At 41.2% G+C, this 21068-nt stretch carries 13 protein-coding genes; 9 read left to right on the top strand and 4 right to left on the bottom strand.

Annotated elements, in window-relative coordinates; all coding sequences use genetic code 11:
* Positions 1-6 precede the first annotated feature (6 nt).
* The 3 genes from IL356_RS06670 to xylA all read left to right on the top strand — a co-directional run bounded on the left by IL356_RS06670 (position 7) and on the right by xylA (position 3964).
* The gene (locus IL356_RS06670; protein WP_162987946.1) at positions 7-897 is read left to right on the top strand and encodes an AraC family transcriptional regulator; all 891 of its coding nucleotides are present in this window, start codon (positions 7-9) and stop codon (positions 895-897) included.
* Positions 898-1066: 169 nt separating this feature from the next.
* Entirely contained in the window at positions 1067-2554 is a 1488-nt protein-coding gene (locus tag IL356_RS06665; RefSeq protein ID WP_121850217.1) for a xylulokinase, read from the top strand.
* 84 nt (positions 2555-2638) lie between these two features.
* Complete coding sequence (gene xylA / locus IL356_RS06660) at positions 2639-3964, top strand: xylose isomerase (RefSeq protein ID WP_121850218.1); 1326 nt, start codon at positions 2639-2641, stop codon at positions 3962-3964.
* Between the two features lie 72 nt (positions 3965-4036).
* Here the strand turns inward: xylA and IL356_RS06655 are convergent, their stop codons facing one another.
* On the bottom strand, positions 4037-5686 hold the full coding sequence (locus IL356_RS06655) for a solute:sodium symporter family transporter (RefSeq protein ID WP_121850219.1): 1650 nt from the start codon (positions 5684-5686) through the stop codon (positions 4037-4039).
* 335 nt (positions 5687-6021) lie between these two features.
* On the opposite strand from IL356_RS06655, the gene IL356_RS06650 reads away from it, so the two are divergent.
* Both IL356_RS06650 and IL356_RS06645 read left to right on the top strand, forming a co-directional pair.
* Positions 6022-7383, top strand: a complete 1362-nt coding sequence (locus IL356_RS06650; protein ID WP_121850220.1) for a vanadium-dependent haloperoxidase — start codon at positions 6022-6024, stop codon at positions 7381-7383.
* Positions 7384-7545: 162 nt separating this feature from the next.
* Positions 7546-8331, top strand: a complete 786-nt coding sequence (locus IL356_RS06645) for a hypothetical protein (RefSeq protein WP_225621406.1) — start codon at positions 7546-7548, stop codon at positions 8329-8331.
* Here IL356_RS06645 and IL356_RS06640 read toward each other — a convergent pair.
* Positions 8328-12032, bottom strand: a complete 3705-nt coding sequence (locus IL356_RS06640) for a metallophosphoesterase (protein WP_121850796.1) — start codon at positions 12030-12032, stop codon at positions 8328-8330. The two genes, IL356_RS06645 and IL356_RS06640, sit on opposite strands and share 4 nt — an antisense overlap.
* A 52-nt stretch (positions 12033-12084) precedes the next feature.
* Here IL356_RS06640 and IL356_RS06635 point away from each other — a divergent pair, with 52 nt between their 5' ends.
* Positions 12085-13287 carry a Pycsar system effector family protein gene (locus IL356_RS06635; RefSeq protein WP_121850222.1) on the top strand — a complete coding sequence of 401 codons (1203 nt, stop codon included), beginning with the start codon at positions 12085-12087 and terminating at the stop codon, positions 13285-13287.
* A 73-nt stretch (positions 13288-13360) separates the two neighbouring features.
* Here IL356_RS06635 and trxA read toward each other — a convergent pair whose 3' ends face one another.
* Both trxA and dnaE read right to left on the bottom strand, forming a co-directional pair.
* Entirely contained in the window at positions 13361-13678 is a 318-nt protein-coding gene (gene trxA, locus IL356_RS06630; RefSeq protein WP_121850223.1) for a thioredoxin, read from the bottom strand.
* Between the two features lie 137 nt (positions 13679-13815).
* Positions 13816-18201, bottom strand: coding sequence for a DNA polymerase III subunit alpha (gene dnaE / locus IL356_RS06625; protein ID WP_121850224.1), 4386 nt, complete (start codon positions 18199-18201; stop codon positions 13816-13818).
* Positions 18202-18399: 198 nt separating this feature from the next.
* On the opposite strand from dnaE, the gene IL356_RS06620 reads away from it, so the two are divergent.
* The 3 genes from IL356_RS06620 (at position 18400) to rimM (ending at position 21031) form a co-directional block, all read left to right on the top strand.
* Positions 18400-19821, top strand: a complete 1422-nt coding sequence (locus IL356_RS06620) for a sulfatase family protein (RefSeq protein ID WP_121850225.1) — start codon at positions 18400-18402, stop codon at positions 19819-19821.
* A 110-nt stretch (positions 19822-19931) separates the two neighbouring features.
* Positions 19932-20480, top strand: a complete 549-nt coding sequence (locus IL356_RS06615) for a 30S ribosomal protein S16 (protein WP_121850226.1) — start codon at positions 19932-19934, stop codon at positions 20478-20480.
* Positions 20481-20500: 20 nt separating this feature from the next.
* Complete coding sequence (gene rimM, locus IL356_RS06610; protein ID WP_121850227.1) at positions 20501-21031, top strand: ribosome maturation factor RimM; 531 nt, start codon at positions 20501-20503, stop codon at positions 21029-21031.
* Positions 21032-21068 lie beyond the last annotated feature (37 nt).

The raw sequence follows: 21068 nt of genomic DNA, 5'->3' as shown, positions 1-21068 counted from the left end.
TCCCGTATGTTAAGAAAAATACTTTTTGGCATATCTATCGCATTATTATCATTTCTCGTGTGGCAGGTTTTCTTAAAACCTCAAGATTACTTGGCATCATTTCAAATCAATACTTCTGTTGGAACGGTCAACCAAGTCATCAAATCGTGGCATCAATCTTTAGAAAATTCAAAAACCATAAAAGATGACAACTTAAATCGTTTTGAGCATCAAATCACATTTAATGACAGCGTTTTTACGTACAAGTGGGAAATTGAAAAATTGAATGACTCGATTTCAAAGATATATGCGCGTATATCCGATGAGGAAAATGGTTTTAAGCAAAGGTTACTCTCCCCTTTCTTCGATACAGATTTTGAAAAGCGATCCAAAAAAACCGTTTACGATTTATACGACCGCCTCTCAGATCATCTTGAAAAATTCAAGGTAACCTACAAGGGTCTGGACTCTATTCCCGAAACCTATTGTGCCTATATACCCATCAAAAGTACCCAATCTCAAAAGGCCTCTAAAATGATGAAGTACTACCCTGTTCTTGACAATTTCGCTTTGGATAAGCGTATAAAAAGTAATGGGTTACCTTTCATTGAAGTTCTCGATTGGAATAAAAAAACAGACTCGATAACTTTTAACTTTTGTTATCCTATCAAAAAAATCGATTCCCTACCGGATCACGACCTTATTAAATACAAATTCAGAAAAGCTACAAAAGCTCTCCATGCTACTTATAATGGCAATTATATTACCTCTGATAGAGCTTGGTATGTTTTGTTGGAAAAAGCGAACTCACAAAAAATTAGTGTTCGAGAAAACCCCTTAGAAATCTTTTTCACCAATCCTAATATGGGCGGTACCGAACTTAATTGGGTGGCCGAAATCTATATGCCCATAAAGTGATTTTACCTTTGACTTACTCTTATTTGATTTTTCTTCCTGCCTTTTGGCTTCTCAGAATAGTACGCTTCCAAATTATCCAGAAATGCAACATAGTTAACACTAAATAACACATTTCTTACTTGTAACAAACAGCCTAAAACGATATCTTACTGCCTGCAAAATTTGAACGATGTATTCGATAGGATATGATATTGGCAGTTCTTCCATTAAGGCTGCTTTGATAGATACCAACTCCGGTAAAAGTGTAGCCGTTATTAGCGAACCCTCGGTTGAAATGGGCATGATAGCCCATAAGAATGGATGGGCAGAACAACACCCCAATGATTGGTGGCAACATGTTTGTACCGCTACCAAACGTTTAATCAATGAAAACGGTATTGACCCAAGCCAAATAACCGGTGTGGGTATTTCTTATCAAATGCACGGCCTGGTAGTAGTTGATCAAAACGGCGAACCTTTAAGAGAATCTATAATATGGTGTGACAGCAGAGCGGTACCCATTGGTCAGAAAGCCTTTGATGAATTAGGCAATGAAAAATGTTCTGAGCATTTACTTAATTCCCCGGCCAACTTTACCGCATCAAAATTGAAATGGGTAAAAGAGAACGAACCGGAAAACTATAAAAGAATTCATAAGTTCATGCTTCCCGGTGATTATGTGGCCTACAAGTTAAGTGATAAAATGGCAACCACTATCTCCGGACTTTCCGAAGGGATTTTCTGGGATTTTAAAAGCAACAGTGTTGCCGATTGGTTACTCGAACATTATGGTTTTGCAGAAGAACTTATCCCTGAAGTCGTAGGTACATTTTCCGACCAAGGAAGGGTATCAACCGCTGGAGCCGAAGAATCCGGTTTGGCCGAAGGCACACCCATACTATACAGGGCTGGTGACCAACCTAACAACGCCCTATCATTAAATGTATTCAAGCCGGGCGAAGTGGCCGCTACAGGAGGTACTTCCGGTGTCATGTATGCAATCACCGACAGCCTTTCGGTAAAAGAAAGTGCACGGGTGAACAATTTCGCACATGTAAATTATACGGTCGACAAGGCAAGAATAGGCAAAATGGCCTGTATCAACGGCGCAGGTATTATGTACCGTTGGTTAATGAACAATTTAAAAGTAACCTCATACGATGAGATGAACGAACTAGCCGAATCGGTGCCCATTGGATCTAATGGTGTAACCATTCATCCCTTCGGCAACGGAGCTGAACGTGTTCTTAATAATAAGACATTGGGCACAAAAATGGCCAATATCAATCTGAACAATCATACCAAGGCCCATTTGTGCCGTGCTGCTTTAGAAGGTATTGCTTTCTCATTCGTTTACGGTATGGAAATCATGAAATCGGATGGTATCGAGCCACAGGTCGTAAGGGCAGGAAATGATAATCTTTTTAGGTCAGAGATATTTTCGAATACAATATCAACATTAATCGGTCAAGACATAGAAATTTACAATACCACGGGCGCCATAGGGGCAGCCAGGGCCTGTGAACTAAATAAGGGTGATTTTGAAACCTTTGGCAAAAGAATAATCGATAATGATTTTGTCATGAGTTTTAAACCCTCTACTCAAAAAGAGGCCTATAAAAAAGCTTACGATAAATGGAAGGCAGAACTTGAAAACATGTTGGCTATCACCAATTGATAATAGCCGATATTTTCAATATCCCTTCCGAAAATCAAAATATAAACTCTAATAAAAACAACTTCAACTATTAATTTTTAAACAATGGCATTACTAGGAGATAAGGAATATTTTAAAGGAATAGGAGAAATTAAGTTTGAGGGAAAAGACTCTGACAATCCCTTGGCTTATAAATGGTACAACCCCAATCAGGTGGTGGCAGGTAAAACAATGCGCGAGCATTTCAAATTTGCTATTGCTTATTGGCACACCTTCTGCGGACAGGGTGCAGACCCGTTCGGCCCAGGTACGCAAAACTTTCCGTGGGATGCCCCTTCAGACGCCGTAGAAGCTGCTAAAGCCAAGGCAGATGCCGCTTTTGAGTTCATTACAAAAATGGGTGTGGATTATTTTTGCTTCCATGATTTCGATTTAATACAGGAAGCAGACACTTTTGCAGAATCTGAAAAGAGGTTGGCCACTATAGTCGATTACATTAAAGGAAAGCAAAAAGAATCGGGCGTTAAACTATTGTGGGGTACAGCTAATTGCTTTTCAAACCCACGATACATGAACGGAGCTTCCACTAACCCTGACTTCAATGTTTTGGCAAGAGCCGGCGGACAGATAAAGTTAGCCTTGGATGCTACCATTGAGCTTGGTGGCGAAAATTACGTTTTCTGGGGAGGTCGTGAAGGTTACATGTCTCTTTTGAACACCGATGTTAAGAGAGAACTTGACCACATGGGCAAATTTTTAGGAATGGCACGTGATTATGCCAGAAGCCAAGGTTTTAAGGGTAATTTCTTCATTGAGCCTAAGCCTATGGAGCCTATGAAGCACCAATACGACTTCGACTCGGCTACAGTAGTGGGCTTTTTGAACGAACACGGTCTTCAAGACGATTTTAAACTGAACTTGGAGTTCAATCATGCTACCTTGGCCAATCACACCATGCAACATGAAATGGAAATAGCGGCCGCTCACGGCATGTTAGGAAGTTTAGATGCCAACAGAGGTGATTATCAAAATGGATGGGATACCGACCAATTCCCTAATAACATCACAGAAGTTACCGAAGCTATGATCACTTTCTTAAAGGCAGGTGGCTTACAAGGTGGTGGTATCAACTTTGATGCTAAGATCAGAAGAAATTCTACAGATATGGATGACGTTTTCCATGCTCATATAGGCGGTATGGATACGTTTGCCAGAGCTTTGGTGACTGCAGACAAAATCATTACCTCATCTCAATATGATGCCCTTCGCACCAAAAGATATAGCTCTTTTGATACCGGAAAAGGGAAAGACTTTGAAGAGGATAAGCTAACTTTCAAAGACTTATATGATATTGCCCATGAAAATGGAGAGCTTGAACTTCAGAGCGGCAAACAAGAATTATTCGAGAATATTATTAGTCAATACATTTAGTATTCTCGCTTCCAATAAAAAGAGCCCGCTTCACAGCGGGCTTTATTTTTTTACAATAAACTGTCGTCCAAGCTACTTTGCGAAATAGATGTAAATAGTTATCACGATAGCGCAGATTACCAACCCTACCTGCTTGACATATTTGTAAGGCTCTATTGAAACCTGTTTGGTATATTCCTGAACATAAGGTGTCTCTCTAGGCTTGATTTTCCCGATAATCAACATTATCGCTACGTTCATCAAAAACAAAATGGCCATGATATGCAAGTAATGAGGATAAGCTTCGGCCTCAACAATTCTAAGGGCCGTTTCATCGGTAATTCCCGAGGCTTTCGCGGCCTCAAGTGCCTTCTCAACTCTTGAAGGACCAATAAAGAACTGGCTCAGAATATAAAGACCACTACCCAAGAAGATGGCAATTTTTGCTGCAATGGCGGGCACTCTTTTTGTCAAATATCCTACCACAATAATTGTTAGAATGGGTATATTATAAATACCATTTACTTCCTGTAAATAATCGAAAATACTACCGGCACTTTCAATAATCGGAGCGATAAACATAGCTGCCAAAGCCAAACACACTCCAAAAATCTTTCCGTACTTTACAACGGTATGCTCTGCAGCATACTTATTTATATGCTGTTTATAGATATCAAGGCCGAATAAGGTGACCGAGCTGTTCAAAACACTATTGAACGAGCTTAGTATGGCCCCAAACAAAACAGCCGCAAAAAAGCCGACCAAAGGTTTTGGTAATACCTCTCGCACCAATTCGCCGTACGCCGAGTTAGAATCTATACTACCTTCAAAATAGTAGTAGGCAATCATACCAGGCAATACCAAAATTAGCGGCCCCAATATTTTAACAAAAGAGGCCAACAACAAACCTTTTTGACCCTCTGCCAAGTTTTTGGCACCCAAGGCTCTTTGAATAATTTGCTGATTAGTTCCCCAATAAAATAACTGCACGAGCATCATTCCTGTGAAAATAGTAGCGAAAGGCACCTCTTGCCAATATTCACCCGTTGAGTCGAATCTATCGGCATTCGCGCTCATCAAGGTATCCAAACCGCTGGTAACACTTCCGTCACCTATGGCCATTAAACCAAAAACAGGAATCATTACCCCTCCGATCAATAATCCTATCGCGTTTATCGAATCGGAAACCGCAACGGCCTTTAGACCACCAAAAACGGCGTAAATAGAACCCACGATACCAATACCCCATACACATATCACAAGGGCCGAACTCTCAGAAACATTTAATAAACCGGGAACATCGAACATACCGCTAATGGCCTTTGCCCCGGAGAAAAGTATAACCGGCAAAAGTACCACAACATAGCCTGTTAAGAACAGGCCCGAAGTAATTGTCTTGGTAGCTACATCAAACCTGCCAGCCAAAAACTGGGGTACGGTAGTAAGCCCGCCCTTTAAATATCGCGGAAGCAAAAAGATAGCCGTTACCACCATGGTAATGGCTGCCAATGTTTCCCATGCCATAACCGAAAGCCCATCTTTGTAGGCACTACCGTTCAGACCAACAATTTGTTCTGTCGATAGGTTGGTTAAAAGAAGTGACCCTGCGATGACTCCGGCCGTTAAACTTCTTCCCCCTAAAAAATATCCGTCAGATGACTTCTCGTCTGTAGATCTAGTGGCCAAATAGGCAATAACGGCAACTAGAATTGTAAATCCTAAAAAAGAGAGTATTCCAATCATTAAAGTAGTAAGAGTTGATTATGAGGGTAAATATATCGGATTATTTAATAACAATTCAATTATGGCCCCATAATCTAATAAATCCGAAATTTGATAATGCACGAATTATCTTATTTGTATTTTAACTGGTTTCTTGAAGGATTTTTAGTCATCACCCGTCCATAAGGTCAAAAAAGAAGTTAAATATTTAGACTGCTGCACTTTGTCTTGGCGAAAATTTAAAATAATGTAATTTTGCGTACCCATTTGCCCAGATAGTTCATCACAGGCCGAAACAATTTTAAGGTGGCCTTACGCCATTTAGACTATCGGGCACGAAACAAACATTACTTACAATGAAGAAATTTTTGGCAATACTTACAGTTTTGATTTTGATATCGGCCTGTAAGACCGAACCACAGATTGAAGAACCGATCGAGATATCAGCGGAAGATCTCCACGCTTCTGTTGACAAGGTTACCGAAATCATGATCCACGATATCTTTTCACCTCCGGTGGCAAGTAGAATCTTTACTTACCCAAATATCGCAGCCTATGAAATTGTAGCCCTTCATAACGATGAGTACACTTCATTGGTAGGTCAGGTCACCGATTTAAAACCCATTCCAGAACCGGATTCTGTAAGTAACATCAATTATGACCTCTCCGCGCTAGTCGCACATATGGAGCTTAGTAAGCGTCTCATCTTTTCCGAAGACCGAATGGAGACCCTTCGTGATAGCTTATACGGTGTATGGGAAGGTAAAAACCCTACTGTTTTTAAAAGTTCGAAAAACTACGGTCTTCAGGTGGCCGCCCATATCGGCGAGTGGATGAACAAAGACAACTATCCGCAGACCCGAACTATGCCGAAATTTACAGTTGATGCCGACAATGCTTCACGCTGGCAACCAACACCACCGGCCTATATGGACGGCATTGAACCTCATTGGAGTAAAATAAGGCCCTTTGTTATCGATTCTGCGGCCCAATTCAAGCCAATTCCGCCCCCAGCTTTTTCAATGGACGAGTCTTCCGACTTTTATAAAGAACTTAAGGAAGTGTATGATGTGGGCAAGAAAATTGAAGAAGAGGGCGACCAATCCGCCGAAATTGCCATTGCCAAGTTTTGGGATTGCAACCCTTATGTCTCGGTAACCCGCGGTCACTTAATGTTTGCGACCAAAAAAATCACACCAGGTGCACACTGGATTGGCATTACAAAAATTGCAGCAAGAAAGACCGATAGCGACTTTGACCAGACGCTATATGCTTACACCAAAACATCGATGGCCATAGCAGATGGTTTCATCAGTTGTTGGGATGAAAAGTACAGAAGCAATTTGATAAGACCTGAAACACTTATCAACCAACATATTGATGATGAGTGGAAGCCCGTCTTGCAGACGCCGCCGTTTCCCGAATACACAAGTGGGCATTCTGTAGTTTCCGGTGCAGCCTCTACTACCCTTACCAGTATTTTTGGCGACAATTTCAGTTTTGAAGACGACACCGAACTACCCTACGGTCTACCTATGAGAAAGTTCGAATCGTTCAACAAAGCCGCTGAAGAAGCAGCCATAAGTCGCATGTACGGCGGTATTCACTACAGGGCTGCTGTGGAGGTGGGCTTAAAGCAAGGAAGAAACCTAGGGCAATTTTTGGTCGATAAGCTAAAAATGAAAACTGATCAGCGCATGGCCAGCAATTCTCAATAGATTGCTGATCGTTAAAACGCATCTTTTCTTTAGCTTGCAAGTTTCTGGCATAACCTATTTTAACAAACCCCAAATCAATAGTAAGATTTGAAAAACATTTCTGCGGTTCTTCTATATTGCTCATTATTTTATAGTTGTGCCAATCATGGGCAGCTTAAATTCTTGAGCAAACTACCCAGTGATTTAAAAGAAAATTCCGGAATCGCCTACTATCAGGGAGATTCGGCTTGGCTTGTGGCCGACAGTGGAAACCATGATATTATATATAATATTAGCTTCGATGGCGAGCAACTAAATAAGTTGGAAGTCAAAAATGCAAAAAATAGAGACTGGGAAGAACTAACAGAGGATAAAGAAGGAAATCTTTATATCGGCGATTTTGGCAACAACCGTAATGATCGAAAAGACCTAACCATTTATAAATTACCCAACCCGGACGTTGAAAAAGGAGATAAAATAGATGCGGAAAAGATAACCTTTAGCTATCCTGAACAAAAAGACTTTCCTGCCAAGAAAAAAGATAGGCTCTTCGATGCCGAGGCACTTTTTCATTATCAAGGAAACCTGTACATATTCACTAAGAACAGGGCCAATCCTTTTACTGGAGAAACTCGGTTATACAAAGTTCCTGACTCCAAAGGTGACTATGAAGCTCAATTCATTGCCAAACTCGATATTTGCGACGATTGGGAGACCTGCAGGATAACTTCTGCCGATATTTCAGACGATGGTAAAACGGTCGTTTTGTTGGGATATGGAAAAATATGGCTGTTTACCGGTTTCACTAATGACAATTTTTTCGATTCGACATCGAAAGAGATTGACCTTGGAGTTCGCACCCAATTGGAATCAGTAACCTTTGCCAGTGACAACACCCTTCTTATATCGGATGAAAAATCAAAGGCCGGCGGAGGAAATCTATATTCCTTTCAGCTTCCTTCCAACTAAAACCCGAAACCTACACCAAAAGAGAATCTAAGTCCATCTACGCTATGGAACAGAGCCGCGCGTGCAGTCAAGATATCGGCGCCGTTCAAAAAGAAACCGCCACCGTAAGAAGTGTGCCAAATATCGGAGCTTTCATCCGTCCATACCCTACCGTAATCAAAACCACCATAAAGACCCATGGTTACGGGCAAAAGTTCAGTTTTTATACGTCTCAGGCTATAGCGCAAATCGGTATTTTGATAATACGACTTTCTTCCGGTAAAACGCTGGTTTCTAAAACCTCGAAGGCCATCAAGCCCGCCAATGCTGGCAGCTTGATAGAATTCATATCCATCACCTATATTAAAGTGCGCCTTCCATTTAGATGCCAGAACAAGACGGCCGTTGGGTATGATTTTATGATCAAAGGAGATTTCAGGTATAATATACCCAAAATCGCCGCCTTCGCTAATATTGTTCTTATACCCTATTTCTAGCGCAGTACCCATACCCAAGGTCGGAAACGCAGTATTATCACTATTTGAATACGAATATTTTGCATTTAGACCTACAAATGACAGTCTACTTTCTTCGCCATTTTCTATGTAGAATGTATTGATAAAGCGATTGTCGGTCTCTTCAACATGCACCGACTCAAATGAAAACCCAGCATTTATTTTGGCGCCCAGTTGACCCCGCCATACCAATGACGGACTAACCTCAAAATTTTCCATCCGCACCCTATTATAATCCATATCAAGTTCATCATCATTATTCACAGTTTCGTTTCCGAAGCCAAAAAAGTTGATACTGTAGTTAGGGCTTGTAAAACGGGTTGATATATCAAAATTCCAATTTTCGAAAATTTCGGCAAACTCACCGGAGTAAGCTAGCTCAACACCACTAGTGGCAAAGTAAAAAGATGCATTCAATCTATGTCGTTGCGTGAAGGGGTTTTGCCTAAAACCGTTATAGGTAAAGGTATCGCTAAAACCAATCTTAACACCGTCATCTGGGTTGAAGCCGATGGTTGGCAATATTTGGTTGTTCGAGCTTCGGATTTGAAGTGGCAGGTAGGTGTTAACGTTATAATCGTTCGTCAACTTCACTTTGGCATTCTTCGTTTCTTTAAGGGTGTTCTCTTTATCTTTATAATCATATATAGCAATATTACCGCCCTGCTTTAACTCATAGACATCGTTATTTCGACCTCCTATCAATCGTACTCGAATACTACTCGGCCCGTCACCATTCACCTCAAATCGATCGTCATCGTCAAGCCCGTGCACCCAAATCTCTTTTGCTACACCTGCATTGAAGGTTTTTTCGAAAAACAATTTATCCTTCTTTCCCTTGATATTGCGATAGACCTTTACCTGTGTTTCATTATCGCTAAGAACATTTATCTCGAACCAATCATCTTTATCGGTACCGACCACTACCGCGTACTTGTTCAATATACCATAATAAGTCCGCGCGGTTTTATCGATTTGAGCCAATCTCGTCTTAAGAATACGTTTGATTTCATCTATCGATTCATCCCTTACTTCTTCCGGAAATGATAAAAAAGCCTCATCAATAGCATCGTCGGTCAAATTTTTCTGTAAATAGTGGGCTTGGTCTATCCATTGTTTCAACGTTGTTTCAGTTAACAACGCCATATCAAGAACATAGGTTTTAGGTGAAGAATTGAAGCCTTTTACACTTCTAATTTCTTCATTGAACCCTTCCATCAGTCGCAAAGCCGGAACGATGCGAGTGGCCAGGTTCATAAAAAATCCGTCACCATGTTTTGAGTACACCATATCACGATCGCGGGGAACAGGCCTGTAAATTATCTTGTCTTTCTCTTTATCCTCAAATTCGGCCCAACGCCATTGATCTACATGTCGGTCCCAATCACCTAATACCATATCGAAAAGCCTGGCCCTCAGATATAGCTCAGAATCGACTTCATATTTCTCATCGTCACGCAAATCTTCAAGCATACTATCGGTGCTTTTTAAGTCGTTAGAATACCCATAGCTTGCCAAATCACCATGTCCGTCGCCCGCATGTTCCTCAATCATGTAGAGCTCATTACCAAAGCTCTCGTTAAAATCTTTTAAAGCTGGTTGTTTGGGAATGTAATACAGAACAGGATTCGTATGATAAATGCCTACGGCATCTGAAAGTGCCGCGGTGGTAAATGGGGCATACGGATGCGAGCCCGTATAGAAATCCAACAGAAAATTTTCAGTAAAGGTATCTTCAAACTCGCCCATCACATATTGGTCTTGAAATGCCATGGCCTGAAGATATAACTCCGCATCTTTTTTCAAGGCTCTCATAACATATTCCTTACCGCTCTTATGCCTTAAGCGCAACGATTTCGATTGATGGCCGCCACCTTTATGAACAGGTTCTAAGCCACCCATAAGCGTATCAAGATTTACCGTGGGCGCGGTAACTTTGGTGGCGTAGTATTTTCGATAACGGTCACCCCACAGAAACTTAAAAAACCTACCTCTATCAACCTCTTCATCTGTATAAACCGATGCCTTGACCGTTTTTGGAAATGAACTGGGATAGTTGCCTTCATAAATCTTTCGATTCGGCGGCAATACTTGAGAAGTAAACAAAAAATCTTCATTATCATCTTCACCCACACCAAAAAAGTCAACTTTAGAAGAACCGTCTTTATAAATATCAAGTACGGCATACCCTCGTTGGCCAGTTGAAAAAAGACTACCGTTCAATAAACGTGTAGCACCCTTTTTAGCTCCCGATCCACTTACAATTTGAGGTGTATTGTCTTGAACAATATATTGAAGGGTGTGTTCATGCCCAGAAGTTAAAATTACCTTTTCGGAATATTGAGCCAAAGTAATCAAGCGTTTTCTAAGCTCGGTATACCTTTTGTTCTGCATATCTTCTATAGAGGCGCCTGTAGTGCGGCGCAAAAGATTGATAAAACTGCCCAATATCGGTAAAGGACCTATCTTACCCTTCGGATACAAATTGGTTCTAAAAGTATACTCCCCGCCGTGCGACCCATAAGTGAATACCGGGTGATGCATAGCTATGATAGTGGTGCGTTGGCGATTATCTTTGATCTCATCTTCCAGTTCAAGCCAGAACCGTTCACGACTCTTAATGTCACATTTATCATTAATATCCGGTCGCTTGTCCCAATTGGTGAGATACCATTCTGTATCTATGGCTATAATGACAACATCATCGTTGACCTCGATAGTCTTGATAGGGCAGCCATCTTCGGGAAAATAGACTTCTTTACTATCCAATGCTTTTTGAATATATTTTTGCTCCCTTTTTAAGCCAATCAAGCCTTCGGTGTACCAATCATGGTTTCCCGGTATGAACAATGGTTGACCTTTAAAATTTTCAAGTGTTTTGATTTGGGCATCCAAATCGTTCTTGGCCTTCAGATAAGCTTGGGTTGAATCTTTAGGGTCTGGTAGACCCGCTGGGTATATATTATCCCCAAGAAAAATGGCCGTACTATTCTTATCGGCCACATCTAATTTTTTCTTGAAAATCTTCAGGGCTTTATTCATATCGTTCATGGGCGATAGTCCCGCATCGCCTATCAAATAAAACGTATGAACTACCTCTTTGTCGGTAGAGGTCTCAACCCCTTTTCCATTCTTGTATTTGGGTCTATAAGTCGCACAGGCGGTAAATAAAACGACAAATGCAATGAGCGCAAAATGTTTGGGCATAGGAATACTCTTGGTTCTTATTATTTCGTATTTTGGGCGTAAAACCCGCTTTATGTCCGATTTAATTTCGAAGACCGAAAATTTTGCGACCGACTTGTTGGTCAATAAATTGGATAATAATTACTTATACCATAACCTCAGACACACCCAAAGGGTCGTCAAAAGTAGCAAAGAATTACTGCAACACTATAACCTCAATGAGAAGGAAAGTAACGCAATTATACTTGCTGCCTGGCTTCACGATACAGGTTATACCAAAGGTACACAAAACCACGAACGCGCAAGTTGCGAAATAGCCAAGGAATTTTTAAGTCAACAAGACTGTTCTGAAAAGCTAATCAACAACGTTTGTGCATTGATTATGGCAACCGAAAGGGGACATGAGCCTACTACCTTGTCTGAAGAAATAATGAGGGATGCCGATTCATCGCATTTAGGTCAGTCTAGCTATGCCGATACTTCTGAAATGCTACGGGAAGAACTTTCTCTGTTGGGCATTGCGGAAATGTCGCCAAAAGCTTGGAGGAAGGCCAACATTAAAATGTTTCAGACCGAACACCGATTCTATACCGACTACGCCAAGACCAACTGGCAAGAGGGCAAAGATGACAACTTGAACAAACTGGTCAAGAAGCTCAAAAAGGCCAACAAGACCAGAAAGAAAGAAGAGCTCAAAGTAAAGCTGAAGAACCAAAGCCCTGAACGCGGAATTCAGACGATGTACCGGGTTTCAATGCGCAACCACTTAAAATTGAGTGATATTGCGGATACCAAAGCCAATATACTACTTTCGGTCAATGCCATTATTATATCTCTTTTACTGACCAATTTAATCCCGAAACTTGATAACCCAAGCAATGACTATTTAATATACCCAACGGGAATCTTTGTGTTGTTCAGTATCGCCTCAATGGTCATGTCGGTTCTGGCGACCAGACCCAATGTAACCAGTGGTGAATTTGATAAAAAAGACGTTGAGAACAAAGATGTGAACCTACTCTTCTTCGGTAATTTTCATAAGATGAAATTGCAAGACTATGAGTGGGCCATACAAGAACTTATTAAAGATCAAACGTATGTTTACAATACCCTAACCAAAGACTTGTATTTTTTGGGTGTGGTACTCGACAAAAAATATAAATTATTACGGTGGACGTATACTATCTTCATGGTAGGCATCATTCTTTCAACCATTGCATTTTTTGTAGCACTAAAGTTTTATGGCCCTGAACGCATAATTGAATTACCTACCTAAAAAAACTAAGACCCTATAAATAAAGAACCCCGCTAGTGCGGGGTTCTTTATTTATTCTCTGAACGATTGACTACTATAAAAGCGCGTCGATTGCATCGGTATATACCTTTTTAGGAGAAACGCCAACTTGTCTGTTCACAATCTCACCGTTTTTGAATACCAATACAGTTGGTATATTACGAACACCATATTTAGCAGCAAATTCTTGGTTTGCATCTACATCTACCTTACCTACAACAGCTTTGCCTTCGTATTCACTACTTACCTCTTCGATGATGGGGCCTACCATTCTACAAGGGCCACACCAAGCTGCCCAAAAATCAACTACTACGGGTTTATCACTTTTTAAGACTACTTCATCAAAAGTTGCGTCTGTTATTTCTAATGCCATTTTTGTTTATTTTATTGGATTATGCAAATTTAGTCAATAATTGTAAGCCTTACTTACGCAAATAGAATTCATTTTAGCTATAACGCTATCAAGGTAATTTATTTCAAACATAGCTTATATAACTTTTATAATTGATGTTAATTCAGCTTATAATGAACTTGTTGTTTCTCCAATGTAGCCAACAGCTCGCTTGAAATTTGAACCTTTTGTTTTCTACTGGTAAGATTGACTTTTATTTCTTGCTCCATCTCATAGACCACAAAATTTAAAGGATGACTACCTTGGTAGGTAACCAGTGTCTCTTTCAATTGAGTGATATCTTCTTCCTTCAAATCATCAATATTCAACTTAATGGTCAGTTTTCTGGCGTACGCTTCCATCACGTCTTGTAGCAACATAAAACTATTGAACTGAATACGAGGGTCTCCCTTTTTGCCCGTTTCCCTATTGGTCCACCCTTCACGAACATAAGCTTTTACGTAAGCGAACGAATTGATCATCAAGAAATGTCTGAACTTCAGATATTCTTCACCAAAAATTCGAAACTCAAAAGAATCGGAATAATCCTCCAAAGTAAAAGCGGCCCATCCCTTTCCATTTTTTGAAGTTCTATGTTGCACATCGGTGATAACACCTGCAAAAGACAACTCTCGGTTCACATAATTTTCTAAATCATTGGCACAGGAAACGGTCGCATTACAAAAGGCTTGTATCTCTGTCTTAAAATCATCTAAAGGGTGACCAGATATATAGATACCGACCACTTCTTTTTCACGCCTTAATTTTTCCATGGTACCCCAATCTTCACACGGGGGCACTACAGGCTCGGGAATTTGCACCTCACTGGCATCACCAAAAAGACTTACTTGTGACGAGTTCTCATTCTCTTGATATTTTGCCCCATATTTAATGACCTTTTCCAAGAAAGTTACCCCATCGCCCTCATCATGAAAATATTGAGCTCTATGGGTACCTCCAAAAGAATCAAAACCTCCGGCAACGGCCAAATTTTCAAAAGCCTTTTTGTTAGCGGCCCTTAAGTCAATTCGTTTGGCCATATCGAAAACAGACCTGAAATGGCCCTCTTTTTTACGATTTTCAACGATAGTTTCGACCGCACCACGACCTACACCTTTGATGGCTCCCATTCCGAAACGAACAGCCCCATCTTGGTTAACGGCAAATTTGTAATACGATTCATTTACGTCAGGCCCCAACACCTCAAGCCCCATACGTTTACATTCTTCCATAAAGAAAGTAACCTGCTTGATATCGTTCATGTTATTACTAAGAACGGCAGCCATATATTCCGCCGGGTAATGCGCTTTTAAATAAGCAGTTTGATAAGCGATATAAGCGTAACAGGTAGAGTGGCTCTTATTGAATGCATAGGATGCAAAAGCCTCCCAGTCTTTCCAAATCTTCTCCAATATCTCGCGAGGGTGCCCTTTTTGCTCACCACCATCCAAAAATTTAGGCTTGAGCTTCTGCAAGAGGGCAAAGATTTTCTTACCCATTGCCTTTCGAAGCATATCTGCCTCACCTTTTGAAAAACCGGCCAGTTTTTGTGAAAGCAACATCACCTGCTCTTGATAGACCGTAATACCATAGGTCTCTTGCAGGTATTCCTCCATATCCGCCAAGTCGTAACTGATGTCTTCCCTGCCATGCTTTCGGGCGATGAAACTAGGAATATAATCCATCGGGCCCGGTCGGTACAATGCGTTCATGGCGATAAGATCATCAAAAACCGTAGGCTTCAGGTCTTTCATATGCTTCTGCATACCAGGGGATTCATACTGGAATATTCCAACAGTATCTCCCTTCTGAAAGAGCTCGTAGGTCTTTTCGTCATCTAAAGGAAAATCGTCGGGCACCAGTTCGACACCATGCTTGGCCTTGACAATCTTCACCGTATCTTTAATCAGGGTCAAGGTTTTCAACCCCAAGAAATCCATCTTTAACAAACCTGCACTTTCAACCACCGAGTTGTCGAATTGGGTCACATAAAGATCAGAATCCTTCGCTGTCGATACAGGCACAAAATTGGTTATATCATCAGGGGTAATAATCACCCCACAGGCATGAATTCCGGTATTTCGAACCGACCCCTCCAGTACTCTCGCCATTTTTAGGGTCTGCCCTTCTAAATCATCTCCTTCGGCAATGTTTAAAAGTTCATTGATTTTTTCAAGATCATCAGACCTGAACTTCTTTTTTAAATCTGCCTCCGAAACACCGAAAATCTTGGCGAGCTTCGACATGTTCGGAATCAGCTTTGCTATTCTATCGGCGTCGCTTAATGGCAGATCCAACACACGGGCCGTATCTCGAATCGAAGATTTGGCTGCCATGGTACCATAGGTGATTATCTGGGCCACTTGATTGGCCCCGTATTTTTTAATCACATAATCCATTACCCTACCACGCCCCTCATCATCGAAATCAATATCGATATCGGGCATGGACACCCTATCAGGATTCAAGAACCTCTCAAAAAGAAGGTCGTACTTGATGGGGTCGATATTGGTAATGGTCAAACAATAAGCCACTACCGAACCGGCAGCCGAGCCCCTACCCGGCCCCACGGAAACATCCATATTTCGAGCCTCCCTAATAAAATCCTCAACAATAAGAAAATAACCTGGGTAGCCAGAGTTTTTAATAATCTCGAGCTCGAAGTCTAACCGCTCTTCTATCTCTTTGGTTATCTCACCGTATCGTTTTTTGGCACCTTCATAGGTGATATGTTTCAGATAGGCGTTCTCGCCTCTTTTGCCCCCATCTTCATCATCTTGAGGGTCTTTAAATTCATCCGGAATACCGAATTTCGGCAAGAGTACGTCGCGGGCCAATTCAAATGGCTCAATTTTATCTACTATCTCCTGCACATTCAAAACGGCCTCGGGCACATCTTGAAATAGGCCTTTCATTTCTTCTTGCGACTTGAAATAGTATTCTTGATTGGGCAGTCCAAATCGATAACCCCTTCCACGACCTATAGGGGTCGCCTGTTTTTCACCATCTTTTACGCACAACAGAATATCATGTGCCTCTGCATCATCTTTAGCACAATAATAAGTGTTGTTAGTGGCCACAAGCTTTACATCATGCTTTTGCGCAAATTGCAGCAATACCTGATTGACACGATCTTCATCTTCTTGACCGTGCCTCATCATTTCGATGTACAGGTCTTCGCCAAACTGCTCTTTCCACCATAAAAGTGCCTCTTCGGCCTGGTTCTCACCAACGTTCAATACCTTACCCGGTACTTCACCATAGAGGTTACCGGTCAGCACTATAATGTCATCTTTAAAGCGTTGAATGACATTTTTATCGATTCGTGGCACATAGTAGAATCCGTTAGTGTAAGCAATGGAAGACATTTTGGCCAGATTGTGATAGCCTTTTTTATTCTTTGCCAGCATTACGATCTGATAACCGTAATCTTTTACATTCTTATTGGTATGGTCTTCACAAACGAAAAATTCACAGCCAATAATCGGCGTAATTTCTTTTTCAACTTCTGGCTCACCTTTTTCAGCGGCTTCCTGGTTTTTATCCCTCACCCCTTTGTTATGCGCACCTATCTCTTTCACAAAGTGAAAGGCGCCCATCATATTGGCGTGATCTGTTAAAGCTACCGCTGGCATTTTATCTTGGGCCGCAGCTTTCACCAAACTCTTGATATCTATTGTCGATTGAAGAACCGAGAACTGGGAATGGTTGTGAAGATGCGCAAATTGGGCATCTTCTAAAGTCTTGATGTTCTCTTTGATCTCTTCTTGAGAAACACCCCCGGTATCCTTCTCCCAAAGGGCATCGGCTATCTCTTTGGAAGCTTTTTTGAGATTAATGTGCCTTAGCCCGATCAGCTGAATCTCTTGCGGATTTGCTTCGGAAAAATTACGGAAATAGTCAGGCCCAACATCTAATTTTTCCGCCGAGTACTGCCTTTTTCTTACAAGCTCCAAAAAACATCTTGCGGTCGCCTCAACGTCGGCGGTTGCATTATGCGCCTCGGCAAAGGGTTCTTCAAACAGAAACTCATGCAGCTCAGTTAAAGTCGGAAGTTTAAACTTTCCGCCCCTACCTCCGGGTATTTGGCATAGCATGGCGGTTTCTTCGGTACAGGTATCCAAAACAGGTAGTTCTTGAAGAGGGTTTTCAACTCCCATTCGATAAAACTCCGAACCCATAATATTAACGTCAAACCCCACATTCTGACCCACTATAAATTTAGTACGCGACATAGCATCATTAAATTTCTCTAGCACTTCGCTAAGGGGTACACCATCTTGCTCTGCCAATTCGGTAGAAATTCCGTGGATTTGCTCTGCATCGAACGGAATATTGAATCCTTCAGGTTGTACCAGATAATCTTGATGTTCGATACAATTACCCATGGCATCATGCAACTGCCAAGCAATCTGTATACACCGCGGCCAGTTTTCGGTATCGGTTATGGGGGCATCCCATCGCTTTGGAAGACCCGTTGTTTCGGTATCAAAGACTAAGTACATACAACTAAAATTCTGATTTACAATAGAAAGCGGCAATTCAAAATACCAAGAAGCATTTCGAACAAGAGCCCATAAAATTAGGCAATTGACCTAGTTTTTTAAAGCCGAGTTACAACTAGTTATCAACGACGTATTAAAGGGTATTTGTTTTTAACGCTACACGGTTATTCATTATCTTATACTGCCAAAATATCAGATATGAAGCTAAACCTTCGCACACCCACAATTAAAGCTTTTTCAACCCTCATCTTAATAACAATTTTTGGGCCAAGTAAGCTTACCGCCCAAAATCAAACACCTCCCAATTTCATTATCATCTTCGCAGATGATTTAGGTTATGGAGACATCGGTCCTTTTGGCCACCCGACCATTAAAACCCCTCACCTCGACAGAATGGCTTATGAAGGACAAAAATGGACCAACTTCTACGTTGGGGCCAGCGTCTGTACGCCAAGCCGAGCCGCCCTACTAACCGGTAGACTACCCGTTCGAAGCGGAATGGCAAGCCACAAAAGCAGGGTGCTTTTTCCCGACTCTAAATATGGGCTTCCTGAAAATGAAATCACGTTAGCCGAACAACTTAAAGATTTAGGGTACAGTACCGCCTGTATCGGAAAATGGCATCTTGGTCATAAAGAACCTTACCTACCTACTAACCAAGGTTTTGATTATTATTTTGGCATACCCTATTCAAACGATATGGATAGAATTCAAGGGGATGAATACAAAAACTACTGGTCGAGAAGTAATGACAGTATAAAAACTGAACATTTTAATGTTCCCTTATTGCGAAATACAGAAATAATTGAAAGGCCGGCCAACCAAAATACTATTACCACTCGATACTCGAATGAAGCCGTATCTTATATCAAAAAGAACAAAGACAAACCCTTCTTCATCTATTTGGCCCACAACCTGCCCCACATACCCTTGTTTGCATCCGAAGCTTTTAAAGGAAAGAGCAAGAGAGGCCTTTATGGTGATGTGGTCGAAGAAATCGACAACGGCATCGGAAACATATTAAAAACATTAAAAGAAGAAGACCTAGCAAAAAATACGATTGTTGTCTTCACCTCGGATAACGGCCCATGGCTTTCGTTTGGATTGAATGGAGGAAGCGCCGGACTTCTAAAGGCGGGCAAAGGAACAACTTGGGAAGGCGGTATGCGCGTACCGACGGTGTTTTGGGGGCCAGGACATATCAAGCCTGGGGTCGTAACAGATATAGGTTCTACCATGGACCTCTTTACCACCTTTACCCAATGGGCGGGAGGAAAAATATCACAAGACCGAATAATCGACGGTATTGACCTCACCAAAAGCCTAACTGAAAATAGAGAAAGTGAAAGAGATCACATGTTCTACTATAGAGGAGATGAAATCTATGCCGTTCGCCTAAAAAACTATAAAGCCCATTTTGTTACCCAAGGGGCATACGGTCAATTTGGCGAACGTATTGAACACAACAAACCATTACTGTACGATCTTAACAAAGACCCATCAGAAAACTTCGATATTTCGGCGGATCACCCTGAAATCATTCTCGAAATTCAAAAATTGGTAGCTTCGCACAATTCAAATATGATCAAGGGCAAAGATCAATTGGCTGAACGAGAGTAGAATTAGCCTTTATTTATTGCAGAATAAAAGAAATGAAGTATATTTGCAGCCCTTTTTAGGGAAAAATAGAATTAATAACAGGGGTCGGGCACCCCACAAATTAATGTGATATGCCAGTAAAAATTAGACTTCAAAGACACGGTAAGAAAGGTAAACCATTCTATTGGGTAGTAGCTGCCGATTCTCGTTCAAAGAGAGATGGTAAGTTCTTAGAAAAATTAGGAATTTACAACCCAAACACCAATCCTGCTACAATCGAACTAAACGTTGACAACTCTGTAAAATGGTTGCAAAACGGTGCTCAGCCTACTGATACCGCCAGAGCTATTTTATCATACAAAGGCGTTTTATTGAAAAAACACCTTCTTGTTGGTTTGCGTAAAGGCGCTTTGACCGAAGAACAAGTAGAAGAAAAGTTCAATGCTTGGTTAGAGGAAAAAGAAGGCAAAATTACCGCTAAAAGAAGTGGTCTAGAAGAAGAAAAAGAGAAAGCCAAAGCCGAAGCCTTAAAAGCAGAGAAAGAAGTAAACGAGGCTCGTTTGAAAGCTGCGGCCGAAACAGAGGTAGCTGAGACTGCCGAAGCTGAAGCTGCTGAAGGTTCAGAAGAACCAGCTGCTGAAGCAACTGAAGAGGCTTCTGAAGAGAAAGCTGCAGAATAATTCATATATCAAGAAACGAAATGCGTAAGGAAGATTGTTTCTACCTAGGTAAAATCGTTTCAAAATATAGTTATAAGGGTGAGGTACTAGCAAAGCTAGACACCGATGAGCCCGAAGCTTACGAAAATATGGAATCAGTTTTTGTCTTGATGAAAGGCAATAATCTGGTTCCATTTTTTATTGATCGCTCCCGATTGCACAAGTCAGACCTCTTGCGAATAGATTTCGAAGAGGTGAAAGACGAAGCCTCGGCCGACCGCATTATGGGCCATGAGCTTTATCTACCTTTGGCCATGTTGCCCCCATTAAAAGATGACCAATTTTACTTTCATGAAATCATTGATTTTAGTGTCAATGATAAATCAATAGGTGATATTGGCAAGGTGGTCGGTGTTAACGATTCTACCGCCCAGGCAATTCTTATTGTTGACAAAGACGGTAAACAAATTTTGATTCCTATTACGGATGATATTGTTTTAAAAGTGGACAGAAAGACCCGCACGGTTTTTGTTAACGCCCCAGAGGGTCTTATCGACCTTTATTTAACTTAAAAAGTTTACTTTTTGCCGCCTTACCTTCTTTACACCG

The organism is Euzebyella marina (assembly GCF_014855515.1).
GTDB lineage: Bacteria > Bacteroidota > Bacteroidia > Flavobacteriales > Flavobacteriaceae > Euzebyella > Euzebyella marina.
The sequence above is the reverse complement of the archived record's forward strand: the minus strand, read 5'-3'. Positions and strand labels throughout refer to the sequence as shown.